15 protein-coding genes and 1 other RNA gene are annotated in these 14,243 nt (G+C 65.9%); 11 read left to right on the plus strand and 5 right to left on the minus strand.

The window, feature by feature from the left end:
• On the plus strand, positions 1–777 hold the full coding sequence (locus WDZ97_RS17835) for a ferredoxin--NADP reductase (protein WP_304006304.1): 777 nt from the start codon (positions 1–3) through the stop codon (positions 775–777).
• Between the two features lie 73 nt (positions 778–850).
• On the opposite strand, the gene WDZ97_RS17840 is transcribed toward WDZ97_RS17835, so the two are convergent.
• Complete coding sequence (locus WDZ97_RS17840; protein WP_425763644.1) at positions 851–1,807, minus strand: PEP-CTERM sorting domain-containing protein; 957 nt, start codon at positions 1,805–1,807, stop codon at positions 851–853.
• Positions 1,808–1,952: 145 nt separating this feature from the next.
• On the opposite strand from WDZ97_RS17840, the gene WDZ97_RS17845 reads away from it, so the two are divergent.
• Positions 1,953–3,146: a glycosyltransferase gene (locus tag WDZ97_RS17845; protein WP_425763645.1), complete on the plus strand. Its 1,194-nt coding sequence runs from the start codon at positions 1,953–1,955 to the stop codon at positions 3,144–3,146.
• Positions 3,147–3,182: 36 nt separating this feature from the next.
• Complete coding sequence (locus WDZ97_RS17850; protein WP_425763646.1) at positions 3,183–4,262, plus strand: lipocalin-like domain-containing protein; 1,080 nt, start codon at positions 3,183–3,185, stop codon at positions 4,260–4,262.
• Positions 4,263–4,269: 7 nt separating this feature from the next.
• Here WDZ97_RS17850 and msbA read toward each other — a convergent pair whose 3' ends face one another.
• Positions 4,270–5,985, minus strand: coding sequence for a lipid A export permease/ATP-binding protein MsbA (gene msbA, locus WDZ97_RS17855; protein ID WP_425763669.1), 1,716 nt, complete (start codon positions 5,983–5,985; stop codon positions 4,270–4,272).
• A gap of 117 nt (positions 5,986–6,102) precedes the next feature.
• Positions 6,103–6,684: a histidine phosphatase family protein gene (locus WDZ97_RS17860; protein ID WP_425763647.1), complete on the minus strand. Its 582-nt coding sequence runs from the start codon at positions 6,682–6,684 to the stop codon at positions 6,103–6,105.
• 214 nt (positions 6,685–6,898) lie between these two features.
• Here WDZ97_RS17860 and WDZ97_RS17865 point away from each other — a divergent pair, with 214 nt between their 5' ends.
• Entirely contained in the window at positions 6,899–7,159 is a 261-nt protein-coding gene (locus WDZ97_RS17865; RefSeq protein WP_304006289.1) for a hypothetical protein, read from the plus strand.
• Between the two features lie 49 nt (positions 7,160–7,208).
• Here WDZ97_RS17865 and WDZ97_RS17870 read toward each other — a convergent pair whose 3' ends face one another.
• Both WDZ97_RS17870 and cobU read right to left on the minus strand, forming a co-directional pair.
• Positions 7,209–7,775 (minus strand): histidine phosphatase family protein, encoded by a 567-nt coding sequence (locus tag WDZ97_RS17870; protein ID WP_425763648.1) that lies wholly within the window; start codon positions 7,773–7,775, stop codon positions 7,209–7,211.
• Positions 7,772–8,308, minus strand: a complete 537-nt coding sequence (gene cobU / locus WDZ97_RS17875) for a bifunctional adenosylcobinamide kinase/adenosylcobinamide-phosphate guanylyltransferase (RefSeq protein WP_425763649.1) — start codon at positions 8,306–8,308, stop codon at positions 7,772–7,774. The genes WDZ97_RS17870 and cobU overlap by 4 nt, the downstream gene beginning before the upstream one ends.
• A gap of 87 nt (positions 8,309–8,395) precedes the next feature.
• Here cobU and WDZ97_RS17880 point away from each other — a divergent pair, with 87 nt between their 5' ends.
• From WDZ97_RS17880 to WDZ97_RS17910, 7 genes are all read left to right on the plus strand, one after another.
• A complete protein-coding gene (locus WDZ97_RS17880; RefSeq protein WP_008061278.1) occupies positions 8,396–8,590 on the plus strand; it encodes a hypothetical protein in 195 nt (64 codons plus the stop codon).
• Complete coding sequence (locus tag WDZ97_RS17885; protein WP_019915533.1) at positions 8,587–8,892, plus strand: cell division protein ZapA; 306 nt, start codon at positions 8,587–8,589, stop codon at positions 8,890–8,892. Before WDZ97_RS17880 ends, WDZ97_RS17885 begins: the two co-directional genes overlap by 4 nt.
• Positions 8,893–8,927: 35 nt before the next feature.
• Positions 8,928–9,110, plus strand: a non-coding RNA gene (ssrS, locus tag WDZ97_RS17890) — 6S RNA.
• Between the two features lie 334 nt (positions 9,111–9,444).
• A complete protein-coding gene (locus tag WDZ97_RS17895; protein WP_020163214.1) occupies positions 9,445–10,971 on the plus strand; it encodes an acyl--CoA ligase in 1,527 nt (508 codons plus the stop codon).
• Between the two features lie 49 nt (positions 10,972–11,020).
• The gene (locus WDZ97_RS17900; protein WP_020163215.1) at positions 11,021–12,025 is read left to right on the plus strand and encodes a Bug family tripartite tricarboxylate transporter substrate binding protein; all 1,005 of its coding nucleotides are present in this window, start codon (positions 11,021–11,023) and stop codon (positions 12,023–12,025) included.
• A gap of 102 nt (positions 12,026–12,127) precedes the next feature.
• Positions 12,128–12,640: a tripartite tricarboxylate transporter TctB family protein gene (locus WDZ97_RS17905; RefSeq protein WP_019915529.1), complete on the plus strand. Its 513-nt coding sequence runs from the start codon at positions 12,128–12,130 to the stop codon at positions 12,638–12,640.
• Positions 12,641–12,666: 26 nt separating this feature from the next.
• On the plus strand, positions 12,667–14,163 hold the full coding sequence (locus tag WDZ97_RS17910) for a tripartite tricarboxylate transporter permease (protein WP_020163217.1): 1,497 nt from the start codon (positions 12,667–12,669) through the stop codon (positions 14,161–14,163).
• Positions 14,164–14,243 lie beyond the last annotated feature (80 nt).

Consider the following 14,243-nt stretch of genomic DNA (forward strand, 5'->3'; position numbering starts at 1 on the left):
ATGGCCAGCGTCGCGCCCGAAAAAGTCCTCAGCGTCCATCACTGGAACGATTCGCTGTTCAGCTTCAAGACCACGCGCGACCCCGGTCTGCGCTTCCGCAACGGTCATTTCGTCATGATCGGTCTGGAGACCGGCGGCAAGCCGCTGCTGCGCGCCTACAGCATCGCCAGCGCCAACTACGAGGAACACCTGGAGTTCTTCAGCATCAAGGTGCCGGACGGCCCGCTCACCTCCAAGCTGCAGCACCTGCAGCCGGGCGATGAAATCCTGGTCGGCCGCAAGCCTACCGGCACGCTGGTGCTGGACGACCTGAAGCCGGGCAAGCACCTGTACCTGTTCGGCACCGGCACCGGTCTGGCGCCCTTCCTGAGCCTGATCCGCGATCCCGAAGCCTACGAGCGCTTCGACAAGGTCATCCTGTTCCATGGCGTACGCCACGTGAATGAGCTGGCCTACCAGGACTACATCGAGAACGAACTGCCGAACGACGAATTCCTCGGCGAGTTCGTGCGCGACAAGCTGCTGTACTACCCCAGCGTCACGCGCGAGCCCTACCGCAACCGCGGCCGCCTGACCGATCTGATCGTCAGCAACAAGATGACCGACGACCTCGGACTGCCGCCGCTGAATCCGGAAACCGACCGCGCGATGATCTGCGGCAGCCCGAGCATGAACAAGGACACCGCCGACCTGCTCGACGCGCGCGGCTTCGTCATCTCTCCGGGGGTCGGTGAACAGGGTGACTACGTGATCGAGCGGGCATTCGTCGAGCGCTGAGCGGGCCATGTGACCGTGGAAAGAAAAAAGCACCGCATGCGGTGCTTTTTTCCTGTCGGTGCGGACGTGCGACTCAGTCGCGCTTCTTCCGTCGTCGTGCAACGCCGGCCGCGCCCGCGGCGAGTGCCAGCAAGGCGAGGCTGCCCGGCTCCGGCACGGCGCGCGTGGTGACGCGCAGGCTGTTCGGGTCGGCGTTGACCGGATTCGCTTCGATCTCGAACGGGTCGCCGTAGAAGGCCGACGCATTGCCCTTGCTCTGCGTGCACACGGAGGTGCTCTGTAGCACCGGGCCGTAGCCGCCATATCCACCGTAGCCGCCGTAGCCCTCGTAACCGCCGCCGCAATCGTAGGCATAGACCCCGAGGTTGCTGGCGGCGCTGTCCGACAGCTCGGCCAGCACGTCGAGCGACTCGTTCGGGTCGAGCACGCCGAGGTCGATGGTGACGTAACGGCTTCCCCAGCTGTAATAGCCGTCGCTGCCGTCGTCGTTGCTGTTCAGGTCGGTGCCCGACTTGTCGTGCGTGATGACGCCGCCGTTGTTCTGGATGCTGGCCGACGAGTACCAGACCTGATTGCCATCGATCTTGATCGACGCCAGGTAGTCGACGCTGAGGTATTCGTCTGCGTCGAGTGCGTAGTAGTTCGTTGCACTGATCGAGCCGCCGTAGATCTTGAACGTGAGGCTGAAGTTCTGCGCAACGTTCGAGGCGTTGGTAACGGTGGCGAGGATGCTGGCCATCGCGCTGGCGCTGCCGTTGTAGCCGTAGGCCGAGGAGGACACGGCATATGCGCCGGTGGCGGACGAGAAGGCATAACCGGAGGCGGAGTTGTTGTCGCCCGACCAGATGTAGCTCGAGCTGTTGCGATACTCCGGTGTCACCCAATCGGAAGGTGTTGCAGTGCTGCCGTTGCTGCTGGCGGCGGACGAGGCGCCGAGAACCGGCAGTGCGTGGGCGAGCGGCACCTGACTGAACCAGGCGAACAGCGATACCGCGATCAGTGTCGGGCGCGAGGGCAGCGAGAAGTTCATTGTTTTCATCCTGTACGATTAAGGCGCTCGCCGCCTGTAACAAGATTTATGCCCATTCTCTTAGGTTAAACGAATCAATGACTTGCACGTCGTCTTCGCGCTCCGATAGGGCGTGGTGTAAAGCCCCCCGACAGTTGTGCGCGCGATGAGCCGCGTACTGATGGCATGGGAACTGGGCGCCAATATGGGCCACATTGACCGCATGCTGATCACCGCGCGCGCGCTGCGCGAACGCGGGCACGCGGTCACCTTTGCGCTGAAGGACCTCGCACGCGCGCACGGCCGCATTGTCGCCGACGGTTTTCCGGTGCTGCAGTCGCCACTGTGGCTGCCGCGCATGGTCAACCCGCCGAAGCTGGTCAATTTCTCGGCCGTGCTGGCCGCCGCCGGCTGGCTGGACCCGGCCGGTCTGGCCGGGCTGCTGTCGGCATGGCGCGGGCTGTTCGACCTGCACCGCCCCGATCTGCTGGTGTGCGACCACGCGCCGACCGCGATGCTGGCGATGCGCGGCCGCGGCACGCCGATCGCGGCGATCGGCAACTGCTTCGAGATTCCGCCGCATCGCGACGTGTTTCCGGCGATGAACTACTGGGACAAGGGTGACGTTGCCCAGTGCGCACGCAGCGATGCGCTATTGCTGGCGCCGGTGAATCAGGCGCTGGCGCTGCTCGGTGACAGCGCCCTGCCCCGCCTGACCGAACTGTTCGGCGGGGTGCGCTGCATCGCCGCCAGCCTGCCGGAGCTGGCCCACTACCCCGAATACGACGAGCGCGTACGGATGGTTGGTCCGAGCTATGTCGGCGACAGCGGCGTGGCGCCGGAGTGGCCGGCGGGCGAGGGGGCGCGCGTGTTCGTCTACCTGTCGCCCGAACACGCGGATTTCAATGCGCTGATGGAGGCGCTGCGGCAGTCCGGCATGCGCACGCTGGTGCATGCCAAAGGGCTGTCGCCGGACGCCGCGCGACGGCTCGGTGGGCCGTCCATCCGTTTTGAATCGGCGCCGGTGCGGATGGACCCGGCCGTGCGCGCAGCCGATCTGGTCGTTTCGCACGCCAGCATCGGCACCGTCAGCGCTGCGGCGCTTGCCGGGTGCCCGCAACTGGTGCTGCCCAATCACATGGAGCAGTACATGGTGGCGCGTCGCATCGTCGATGGCGGCCTCGGTCTTGCCGTGCCGCCGGGAAGCCGGAACACCGATTACCCGTCGCTGCTGCGTCGCCTGCTCGACGAACCGCGCTTCGCCGCGGCGGCGCGCGCGCTGGCGCAGCGTCACGCCGGCGCTGACCCGACGAAGACCGGTGCCTGCATCGCCGACGAGCTCGAAGCGCTGCTGCGCTGAGCGGGAACCTCCTGCCGTGGGCGCGCTCTGCGCATCATGAATTCCGCGCTGCGTCGACTGCTGTTGCACCTGCCACTGCTGGCCGTGCTGCCGGCCCGCGCCGACGAAGCCGCCTACGATCCGGTGCTGCCCGCCACACCGCGCAGCCTGCCGCGTGACCACGGGGCGCACCCCGGCCACCGCATCGAGTGGTGGTACATCACCGGCTGGCTGGAGCGCGACGCTGCGGCACCGGTCGGCTTCCAGCTCACCTTCTTCCGCGTACGCCAGCCGGCGCACGATGCCAACCCGAGCCGCTTCGCGCCGCGCCAGCTGCTGTTCGCGCATGCCGCGGTGTCCGATCCGGCGCGTGGCCGCCTGCTGCACGCGCAGAAGATCGCCCGCGCCGGCTTCGGTCTGGCCGAGGCGTCGGCCGACGACCTCGACGTCCGCATCGACGATTGGCATCTGGCCCGCCAGCCTGCGCCGGAGCGCCTGCTCGCACACATCGCGGCGGACGATTTCGACTACGCGCTGACCTTCGCGCCGACGCAGCCGGTGCTGTGGCAGGGCGAACAGGGGTTCAGCCGAAAGGGGCCTGATCCGGCGCACGCCAGCCATTACCTGAGCTGGCCACAGCTGGAAGTGAGCGGACGCCTGCGCATCGCTGCGAAGACCCGCGCCGTGCGCGGTCGCGCCTGGCTCGATCATGAGTGGTCGAGCGCGCTGATGCCGGAGGGCGCGCAGGGCTGGGACTGGCTGGGCATCAATCTGGACGACGGCGGTGCGCTGATGGCCTTCCGCATGCGCGACGCCAACGGCCACGCGCTGTGGGCGGCAGCGACCGTGCGCGACGCGGCGGGCGATCGCCGCCATGCGTCGAATGAAGTCGGTTTCGCGGTGCGCCGCGTCTGGCGCAGCCCGCGCAGCGGCGGCGCCTATCCGATCGAACTCGACGTCAGTGTGGGGGGGCGTCGCTTCCTGGTGAAACCGCTGTTCGACGACCAGGAACTGGACAGCCGCGCCAGCAGTGGCGCCATCTACTGGGAAGGCGCGGTGACCGTGTTCGAAGGCGCGCGCCGGGTCGGCCGCGGCTATCTGGAGCTGACCGGTTACGCGGCGGCGCTGAAGATCTGACGCTCTGTCACTCGCCGCCACCGAGCTGCGAGTTGTAGAGGCCGGCGTACATGCCGCCCGCTGCCAGCAGGTCGGCATGCTTGCCGATCTCGGCGATGCGGCCGCGGTCCATCACGACGATGCGGTCGGCGCGCTCGATGGTGGACAGCCGGTGTGCGATCACCAGCGTCGTGCGGTTCTTCATCAGCACTTCGAGCGCGGCCTGCACCTGACGCTCGGATTCGGTGTCCAGTGCCGAGGTGGCTTCGTCCAGTATGAGCACCGGCGCGTCCTTCAGCAGCGCGCGCGCGATCGCCAGCCGCTGGCGCTGGCCGCCCGACAGCTTGACGCCGTTCTCGCCGATCATGGTGTCGAAGCCTTCCGGCATCGCCTGGATGAAATCCAGCGCATAGGCGGCGCGCGCCGCCGCCTCGATATCTGCGCGGTCGGTGCCGCGCAGCGCGCCGTAGGCGATGTTGGCCGCCACCGTGTCGTTGAACAGCACGACGTCCTGGCTCACCAGCGCCATGTTGGCGCGCAGGCTAGCCAGCTTCACGTTCTGGATGTCGTGCCCGTCGAGCAGGATGCGTCCCGAGGTCGGCGTGTAGAAGCGCGCCAGCAGATGGGCCAGCGTGGTCTTGCCGGAGCCGGATGCGCCGACCAGCGCCACTGTCTCGCCTGGCGCGATCGACAGATCGAAGTGCTGCAGCACCCGCAGTTCGCGGCCCGGGTAGCCGAAGCCGAGCTGGTCGAAGTCGATGCGGCCGCGCGCACGCTCCAGTTCCACCGTGCCGCTGTCGCGTTCCGCCTGCTGGTCGATCAGCTGGAATACGCTTTCCGCCGCCGCCAGCCCGCGCTGCAGCGGCGCGTTAACGTCGGTCAGGCGTTTCAGCGGCGCCAGCAGCATCAGCATCGCGGTGACGAAGCCCATGAAGCCGCCGACCGTGGTGCGATTGGCCGCCGAATCGGCCAGCGCGACCGCGATCACGATGCCCAGTGCCACCGCGGTGAGCACCTGAGTCATCGGCGACACCAGCGAGGCGGCGACGATATTGCGCATGTTCTGCCGGCGCTGCTTGCGGCAGGCGGCGTCGAAGCGGCCCATCTCGTAGTCCTGGCCGCCGAAGATCTTGACCACCTTGTGCGCCTCGATGGTCTCTTCCAGCGTATGCGCGATGCTGCCCATCGCCGTCTGCGCACCACGCGCCGATTCGCGGATGCGACGCGAACTGAGTCGCACGATGAGCGCGATCAGCGGCAGCATGCCGAGCACGATCAGCGTGAGCTTCCAGTTCAGCCACAGCAGCCAGGCGAGCAGGCCGGCCACGGTGAGCGTATCGCGCACGAACACGGTGATCACGTTGGTCGCCGCCTGCGTCACGCCCTGCACGTCGTAGGCGACCTTCGAAATCAGCGCGCCGGACGAGTTGTTGTCGAAGAAGTCGGTCGGCAGCGCCAGCAGGCGGCCGAACATGGCGCGCCGCAGATCGAGCACCACGTTGTTGGCGGCCCAGGCGAAGGCGTAGTCGGCGATGAAGCCGAACACGCCGCGTACGGCGAACAGCAGCACGATGGCCAGCGGGTAGAACCACACCGCCTGCGGGTCCTGCCCGCCGAAGCCGCCGTCGAGCAGCGACTTCATCAACGCCGGAAAGACCGGTTCCGCCGCCGCGGTCAGCGCCATGCAGACGATGGAGACGGCGAAGGCGATCCAGTAGGGGCGCACGTAGCCGAGCAGACGCATATACAGCGCGCGGCTTGAAACCTGGGGTGAATTCATGGCGGGCGTCGGGCGGAGAAGCGCGGATTATCCTTGATCCGGCGAGGCTCTGTTCATCCGGGCTTGCTCTGCACGCCGACGTCAGCGATTGAAGCTGCGCAGCTTGGGCCCGAGCGGGCCGATCGCCAGATGCGTGACGCGGCCAAACTCGAACTCCAGATTGAGCCAGCGGCTCGGGGGCAGGCCGAGCAGGGTGCCGGTCAGCGCGCGCATCGGTCCGTTGTGAGCGACCACGACCAGCGCACTGGCACCCGCGCGCTGCGCTTCGAAAGCGTCCCAGACGCGCGCTGCCATGTCCGCGTACAGCTCGCCGCCAGGCGCGCGGAAGTCGATCAGCGTGCTGCCCCACACCTCGAAGCCTTCCGCCGGAATGTCGGCGAAGGGCTTCAGTTCCCAGTCACCGAAATCAAGCTCGCGCAGCCGCGAGTCCAGATGCACCGTCGGCGATACCGCCTCGGCCAGCAGACGGGCCCGCGTCAGCGGGCTGCTGACGACGCGCGCGTCGGTGGGTAGCAGCGGCGCAAGCCGCGCGGCGCAGGCGGCGACGTCCTCGGCCACCGGCAAATCGACGGCGCCGTAGCACAGGGCGGGATCGACGGCCGGCTTCGGATGGCGGACCAGATACAGGTCCAGTGGATCAGTCAGACGGAACAGTTCGTTCATCGTGTTGCATTCATGCAATGACAGCAGCGTGACGGCGCACCCGCCAGTCGGCACACCTGGAGCACTGTGTAACGTCGCGTATGCACTTTGATGCGCCGCAAAAAATTCTTACTTGATCTGAGGCAAACCAAGGCAGACGTAGGGGTTGAAAGGTTTGTTGCGGTGCACTACATTGAACTCAACGACAGCTTTTTAACTTGCAAGGAGCATCACCATGAAAACCACTGCATTCCGCATCGCTCTCGCGACCAGTCTTGCGATCGCCACGCTTGGCGCATCGGCCGCCACCGAAGCGTCGGTGTCTTCCGCTGCCGTCGGACACCCCGAAGATTACAAGGTGTTCATCGACGCGCCCACCGGCTACGCCTTCGTGAAGACGCCGTCGCGCTGGGTGTTCACCCGCAAGGTGGACAGTGCTCGCGTCGCCGAATCGTCCGCTGAGAAGCGCGTCGAGAAGGCCGAAGCGACCCGCTGAACGAGGTTTCAGTGCCGTACCGGAAAAGCCACCCGCAAGGGTGGCTTTTTCATTTTGCGGTCTCGTCGCGACGCCAGCTGCCGTTCGAGTCCGATTCCAGCTTAATGCACGCACCCTGCGGGCAGGCGATGTCCAGCCAGTCGCTCTGCGGCAGACCGAGCAGCCGGCCTGCCATCACCCGGAGCGGACCGCCGTGCGCGACCACGACGAGGTCGCCGCTCGCCGGCGCGCCCCATTCTTCCCAGGCGGCCCATGCGCGCGCCGCCATGTCCGCTGCAGACTCGCCGCCCGGGATGCGGAAGCCCCACACGTCGGCCGACCAGAGGTCGATGTCGGCACGCGGCAGCGTGTCGTAGCGCCTCATTTCCCATTCGCCGAAATCCATCTCCTGCAGGCGGTGGTCGAACGTCACCGTGTCCGACAGCGCCCGCGCCAGTTCGGCGCAACGGCGCAGCGGACTGCTCAGGATCGTCGCACCGACCGGCAACTCGCCGCGCAGCGTCGCCGCGGCAGCGGCAACCGGCGCTGCCAGTGCCACGTCGGACCGCCCGTAACAGATGCCGCGTTCCACTGCGACCGGCGGATGCCGCACCAGCCAGAGTCGGCGCGCGCTCACGGCCGCTTCAGCGCCAGCGGAAGCCCGGCGGTGACCAGCGTCACCCGCGGACAGACGCGGGCCAGCGCCTGGTGCAGCCGGCCGGCTTCATCGACGAACACGCGCGACAGGCGCCCCATCGGCACGACGCCGCTACCGACCTCGTTCGATACCAGCGCGATATGGCCGGGCAGGGCCGACAGTGCGTCGAGCAGCGCTGTCCGCTCACGGACGAAGGCCTCCGGCAGCGCTGCGCCCGGCGCGTCGTCCATATCCATCAGCAGGTTGGACAGCCACAGCGTCAGGCAGTCGACGACGATGAAGCGGTCGGCCGCGGCGGCATCACGCAGCGCGGATGCCAGATGCAGCGGTGCTTCGACTACAGGCCAGTGCGCTGGCCGGCTGGCGCGATGGCGTTCGATACGTGCCGCCATCTCCCCGTCGCGCGCCTCGGCTGTCACCACCATGGTTACCGCCAGCCCGCTGTCCGTCGCCAGCGCTTCGGCGTACGCGCTCTTGCCGCTGCGGGCCCCACCTAGAATCAGTTCGTGCACTGCTTTTTGCTCCGTTGCTGGTGGGCGCGAATTGTACGGCCACACCTCGTCTTGACCGGCCCGGCGGCACCCACCTATAGTTCGCCGATGGATCATGACATCAACCAGCTCGGCGACCGGCTCGACATCCTGCTCGGTCGCTTCCGCGCGCTGCATGACGAAAACATCGTCCTGCGCAACCGCGTCGCGGCGCTCGAAGGCGAGAACAAGGTGCTCGGCGACAAGGTCGCCGCAGCGCGTGAAAAGGTGAGCGGTCTGCTCGAAAGGCTGCCTCAGGAATGAGCGAATCGAATCTCGTCGAAATCACCATACTCGGCCGCGAGTATCGGGTGCAGTGCCGCGAGGGCGAACGCGATGCGCTGAACGCATCGGTCGAACTGGTCGAACGGCGCATGCGCGATCTTGCCGAGGCCACGCGCGCCTCCGGCGAGCGCCTCGCCGTCATGTGTGCGCTCAACCTGGCACACGAAATTTTTCAGATGCAGGCGACCGGCGGTGTTGATTTGGTGCCGCTGCGGCGTAGAATCAACGCCATGCAGTCGCGTATCGACGAAGCGCTTTCCGCACAGGAAAAGCTCTTCTAGAGGCGGTTGCAGCAAGGTGAAAGACCTTGCGTATCAATCCCCTGCGGTGTTCGCCAAGGTCATAGATTCCTTGAACCAATGTCTCATTGGCATAAGGTCGCGAACCATGGACGCCGCTGTTGTGCGCACCTCTCGGGGATGCGCCTGATGCGGCAGGGACGCGGCCGCTCTGAACCCTCGGTTCAGGATGCCGGCCTAGCGACATGCGCGGGGGTCCCCTACAAAGCGGTACCGTAGAGTGTTGCAAGCCCGACGCCCACTACCCCGGGTACGGGCCGGTCACCAGAAGTGGCCTCCCTCCTCCGGCCGCGGCCATACCAGCCGCGGTCTTTGCTGTGTAACGCATCTGTTACACATTGCTCCGTCGTAGAGATCTGCTGCGTCAGCTTTGCTGTGCGCGGCTGTTTTGCGGCAGCGCGTCTTGAACACCCGTTCGATCTGGGAAAGACTCAGCTGCCGTTCGTCCCGTGTGTCCATACGACGCACGTGGCTCCGTCGCGGAAGCGGATGCACCCATCCATTCCTTTGTTTCCTGAGTTTTTCGGAGTTCGTATGTCCGGTATTTCCACGCTTGCCGAGCTGTTTTCCACCGGTGCCGATTCGGCAGTGGCGCTGTCCGCGCCCGCGCGCACCGATCTGAGCTTCGGCAATCTGCGCGCACTGATGACGCGCACCGTCGCACGTCTGAATGAACTGGGTGTGGGTCGCAACGACCGCGTCGCCATCGTCCTGCCGAATGGCCCGGACATGGCCAGCGCCTTCATCAGCATTGCTTCCGGTGCCACCGCCGCGCCGCTGAATCCGGGCTACCGCGCCGAGGAATTCGAGTTCTACCTGTCCGACCTGAATGCCAAGGCACTGGTCGTCGAGCGCGGCAGCGTGTCGCCGGCGATCGAGGTGGCGAAGAAGCTGGGCGTGCGCGTGATCGACCTGGTGGCGAACGAAGCCGCCGGCGATTTCAGCCTGGAGCCGCGTGAAGCCGCGGCCGTCGCCCCGGCCGCCAACGGCGGCGCCGCGCAGGCGGACGACGTCGCACTGGTGCTGCATACCTCGGGTACGACCTCGCGTCCGAAGATCGTTCCGCTGACCCAGCGCAACGTGTCCGCTTCGGCGCAGAACATCCGCGCCACGCTGGCCTTCACCGAAAAGGACCGCGGCCTGAACATCATGCCGCTGTTCCATATTCACGGCCTGATCGCCGGCATCATGGCGCCGCTGTCGGCCGGTGCTTCGGTGTTCTGCACGCCGGGCTTCGATGCCCTGAAGTTCTTCTCGCTGATGGATGAAGCGCACCCGACCTGGTACACGGCGGTGCCGACCATGCATCAGGCCATCCTGTCGCGCGCCTCGCGCAACAAGGAAATCATCGAACGCAACCCGCTGCGCTTCATGCGCTCGTCGTCGTCGTCGATCCCGCCGCAGGTCATCCGCGAACTGGAGGAAACCTTCGGCGCTCCGCTGATCGAGGCTTACGGCATGACCGAAGCGTCGCACCAGATGGCGTCCAACCCGCTGCCGCCGCGCGCCCGCAAGCCGGGTTCCGTCGGCCTGGCCGCCGGTCCGGAAGTCGAAATCATGGACGACGACGGCAACATCCTGCCGGCCGGCGAGATCGGCGAAATCGTCATCCGTGGTGCCAACGTCACCCCGGGTTACGAGAACAACGAAAAGGCCAACAAGGAAGGCTTCACCAACGGCTGGTTCCGCACCGGCGACCAGGGCAGCAAGGACGCCGAGGGCTATCTGTCGCTGACCGGCCGCCTGAAGGAAATCATCAACCGCGGCGGCGAGAAGATTTCGCCGCGCGAAGTCGACGAAGTGCTGATGGATCACCCCGCTGTGGCGCAGGTCGTCACCTTCGGCATCCCCCACCCCAAGCTGGGCGAGGAAGTGGGCGCCGTGGTCGTGCTGCGTGAAGGTCAGCAGGCCACCGACAAGGAAATCACCGCCTTCGCCGCGACGCGACTGGCCGACTTCAAGGTTCCGCGCAAGATCCTGTTCATGGATGAAATCCCCAAGGGTGCGACCGGCAAGCTGCAACGCATCGGTCTCGCCCAGAAGCTGGGTCTGGGTGGCTGAGCCATCCCCTTCCGCGCACTACCGCATCAACAATAAAGGAGACTTGCACATGACCAAACTCGGAAAGTGGGCCGGCCGCGCCCTCGTGACCGCCATCGCGACCATCGGTCTGACCGGTGCCGCGAATGCCTGGGAACCGACCAAGCCGGTCGAGTTCGTCGTGCCGGCCGGTACCGGTGGCGGCGCCGACCAGATGGCCCGTTTCATCCAGGGCGTCGTGGCCAAGAACAAGCTGATGGCCCAGCCGCTGGTCGTCGTCAACAAGTCCGGCGGTGCCGGCGCGGAAGGTTTCCTCGAAGTGAAGGGCGCCAAGGGCGACCCGCACAAGATCATCATCACCCTGTCGAACCTGTTCACCACGCCGCTGGCGACCGGTGTCCCGTTCAACTGGCGTGACCTGACCCCGGGCGCGATGCTGGCGCTCGACCAGTTCGTGCTGTGGGTGAACGCCGATGCGCCGTACAAGACGGCCAAGGAATACATCGACGACATCAAGGCCAAGCCGGCCAACACCTTCAAGATGGCCGGTACCGGGTCGAAGCAGGAAGACCAGATCATCACCGCGATGATCGACAAGGCGACCGGCAAGAAGATGACCTACGTGCCGTTCAAGGGCGGTGGCGACGTGGCGGTGCAACTGGTCGGCGGTCACGTCAATTCGACGGTGAACAACCCGATCGAGGCGGAAGCCCACTGGCGTGGCGGCAAGCTGCGTCCGCTGTGCATCATGGACAGTGAAAAGCTGCCGTACAACGAGAAGGTGACCGCGACCCAGGCCTGGGGCGACATCCCGACCTGCAAGAGCGCCGGCGTACCGATCGAGTACCTGATGCTGCGCGGCGTGTTCCTGGCGCCGGGCGTCACGCAGGAACAGGTCGACTTCTACGTCAATCTGTTCAAGAAGGTGCGCGAGACGCCGGAGTGGGCCGACTTCATGAAGAAGGGCGCGTTCAAGCAGACCTTCATGAGCGGCAAGGAATTTGCCGACTGGGTCGGCAAGTCGGAAGCGATGCACTACGGCCTGATGAAGGACGCAGGCTTCCTGGCCAAGTAATCAGCCTGTAGCAGTGTGCGAATACGGGCGGGTCATCCCGCCCGTATTCGTTTCGATGTGCCGCGAAGATGTTCACTTCCTGTTTTTAGTTTCTGGAGATTCATGATGGAGCGATCCGAGGACGCCGCTGAAGCCGGCATGTCCAACCGCTGGCCGGAAATCCTGGTCGCGCTCTTCCTGTTCGCCATCGGCATCATCGTGGTGAACGACAGCATCCGAGTCGGCATCGGCTGGGAAGAGGGTGAGGGCCCGCGCGCCGGCTATTTCCCCTTCTACATCGGCTGCATCCTGCTCATATCCAGCGGCTGGATCCTGTTCGGCGCACTGACACGCTTCAAGAAGGCACAGCCGCAGTTCGCGTCCTGGGTCGAGCTGAAGTCGGTGATGCAGATGCTGGTGCCGCTCACCATCTACATCGTGGCTGTCGTCTATCTCGGCATCTACGTGTCGTCGCTGGTGCTGATCGCCTTCTTCATGAAGGTGCACGGCAAGTTCGGCCTCATTGCCACCACCCTGACCGCAGTCGGCGTGCCGCTCGCAGCCTTCATGCTGTTCGAGCGCTGGTTCCTCGTGCCGCTGCCCAAAGGTCCGATCGAGCTGATGCTCGGTTTCTGACATAACGCGAAATTCCCGAGACCGAGATGGAAGAACTCAACAACCTCATGCACGGGTTCAGCGTCGCGCTGACCCTGCCCAATCTGGGCTTCATGGTGCTCGGCATCACGCTGGGCATCCTGATCGGCGTGCTGCCGGGCCTGGGCGGTGCCAACGGCATCGCCATCCTGCTGCCGCTGACCTTTTCGATGGACCAGACCTCGGCCATCATCATGCTGTCCTGCATCTACTGGGGCGCGCTGTTCGGCGGGGCGATCACGTCGATCCTGTTCAACATTCCGGGCGAACCGTGGTCGGTGGCCACCACCTTCGACGGCTTCCCGCTGGCGCAGCAGGGTCGGGCGGGTGCCGCACTGACGGCGGCGTTCACGTCGTCCTTCGTTGGCGCCTTCTTCGCCGTGCTGCTGATCACCTTCCTCGCCCCGCTGGTGGCGAAGTTCGCGCTGAAGTTCGGGGCGGCGGAAATGTTCGCGGTGCAGATGCTCACCTTCTGCTCCTTCGTCGGCATGAGCAAGGAGCCGCCGGCCAAGACGCTGGCCGTGATGGCGCTCGGCTTCGCGCTGGCGGCGGTCGGCATGGACACGGTGACCGGCACGCTGCGCATGACCTTCGGCACCACCGAGCTGCTGAAGGGCTTCGACTTCCTGATCGCGGTGATCGGTCTGTTCGGCATCGGCGAAATCCTGCTGACGATGGAAGAGGGCCTGGCCTTCAAGGGCAAGAGCGCGAAGATCCAGCTCAACGTCGTGCTGCAGACCTGGAAGGAACTGCTGCGCTACTGGAAGACCTCGATCCGCTCGGTGCTGGTGGGCTGCTGGATGGGCGTCACCCCGGGTGGCGCGACGCCGGCCTCCTTCATGGCCTACGGTCTGGCCCGTCGGGGAGCGAAGGACAAGGACTCGTTCGGCAAGGGCAATATCGAAGGCGTGGTGGCCCCGGAAACCGCGGCGCACGCCGCCGGTACCTCGGCGCTGCTGCCAATGCTGACGCTGGGCATTCCCGGTTCGCCGACCGCCGCCGTGCTGCTGGGCGGCCTGCTGATCTGGGGTCTGCAGCCCGGTCCGCTGCTGTTCACCGAGAAGCCGGACTTCGTCTGGGGCCTGATCGCGTCGATGTACCTCGGCAACATCGTCGGCCTGATCGTCGTGCTGACCACGGTGCCTTGGTGGGCGGCCATCCTGCGCATCCCGTTCTCGGTGATTGGCCCGGTCATCATCGTGATCTGCGCGATCGGTGCCTACACGGTGCACAGCTCCATCTTCGACGTGGTGATGATGCTGGTGTTCGGCGTGTTCGGTTACCTGTTCAAGAAGCTGCGTTACCCGCTCGCACCGCTGGTGCTTGCGCTGGTGCTCGGCGACATGGCCGAATCGAGCTTCCGCCAGTCCATGCTGCTGTCGCAGGGCAGTCTCGACATCTTCTGGGCCAACCCGCTGGTGGCCGGTCTGATGCTGCTGTCCTTCACCATGCTGCTGTGGCCCATCGTGCCGGCGCTGAAGCACTATCTGCGCGGCCGTGCGTGACATGAACTGATTCCGCCCGCCACACGACGGCGGGACGGAATGACGGCGGGCCGGTGCGCAAGCGCCGTCCCGCCGCGCCA

This window comes from Methyloversatilis sp. MC4-4, assembly GCF_049843555.1.
GTDB lineage: Bacteria > Pseudomonadota > Gammaproteobacteria > Burkholderiales > Rhodocyclaceae > Methyloversatilis > Methyloversatilis discipulorum_B.

What these genes read in the sequence shown, in the direction of transcription:
- WDZ97_RS17835 (WP_304006304.1), top strand. Translation starts at nt 1, where the DNA reads ATGGCCAGCGTCGCGCCCGAAAAAGTCCTCAGCGTCCATCACTGGAAC.
- WDZ97_RS17840 (WP_425763644.1), bottom strand. Translation starts at nt 1,807, where the DNA reads ATGAACTTCTCGCTGCCCTCGCGCCCGACACTGATCGCGGTATCGCTG.
- WDZ97_RS17845 (WP_425763645.1), top strand. Translation starts at nt 1,953, where the DNA reads ATGAGCCGCGTACTGATGGCATGGGAACTGGGCGCCAATATGGGCCAC.
- WDZ97_RS17850 (WP_425763646.1), top strand. Translation starts at nt 3,183, where the DNA reads ATGAATTCCGCGCTGCGTCGACTGCTGTTGCACCTGCCACTGCTGGCC.
- msbA (WP_425763669.1), bottom strand. Translation starts at nt 5,985, where the DNA reads ATGCGTCTGCTCGGCTACGTGCGCCCCTACTGGATCGCCTTCGCCGTC.
- WDZ97_RS17860 (WP_425763647.1), bottom strand. Translation starts at nt 6,684, where the DNA reads ATGAACGAACTGTTCCGTCTGACTGATCCACTGGACCTGTATCTGGTC.
- WDZ97_RS17865 (WP_304006289.1), top strand. Translation starts at nt 6,899, where the DNA reads ATGAAAACCACTGCATTCCGCATCGCTCTCGCGACCAGTCTTGCGATC.
- WDZ97_RS17880 (WP_008061278.1), top strand. Translation starts at nt 8,396, where the DNA reads ATGGATCATGACATCAACCAGCTCGGCGACCGGCTCGACATCCTGCTC.
- WDZ97_RS17885 (WP_019915533.1), top strand. Translation starts at nt 8,587, where the DNA reads ATGAGCGAATCGAATCTCGTCGAAATCACCATACTCGGCCGCGAGTAT.
- WDZ97_RS17895 (WP_020163214.1), top strand. Translation starts at nt 9,445, where the DNA reads ATGTCCGGTATTTCCACGCTTGCCGAGCTGTTTTCCACCGGTGCCGAT.
- WDZ97_RS17900 (WP_020163215.1), top strand. Translation starts at nt 11,021, where the DNA reads ATGACCAAACTCGGAAAGTGGGCCGGCCGCGCCCTCGTGACCGCCATC.
- WDZ97_RS17905 (WP_019915529.1), top strand. Translation starts at nt 12,128, where the DNA reads ATGATGGAGCGATCCGAGGACGCCGCTGAAGCCGGCATGTCCAACCGC.
- WDZ97_RS17910 (WP_020163217.1), top strand. Translation starts at nt 12,667, where the DNA reads ATGGAAGAACTCAACAACCTCATGCACGGGTTCAGCGTCGCGCTGACC.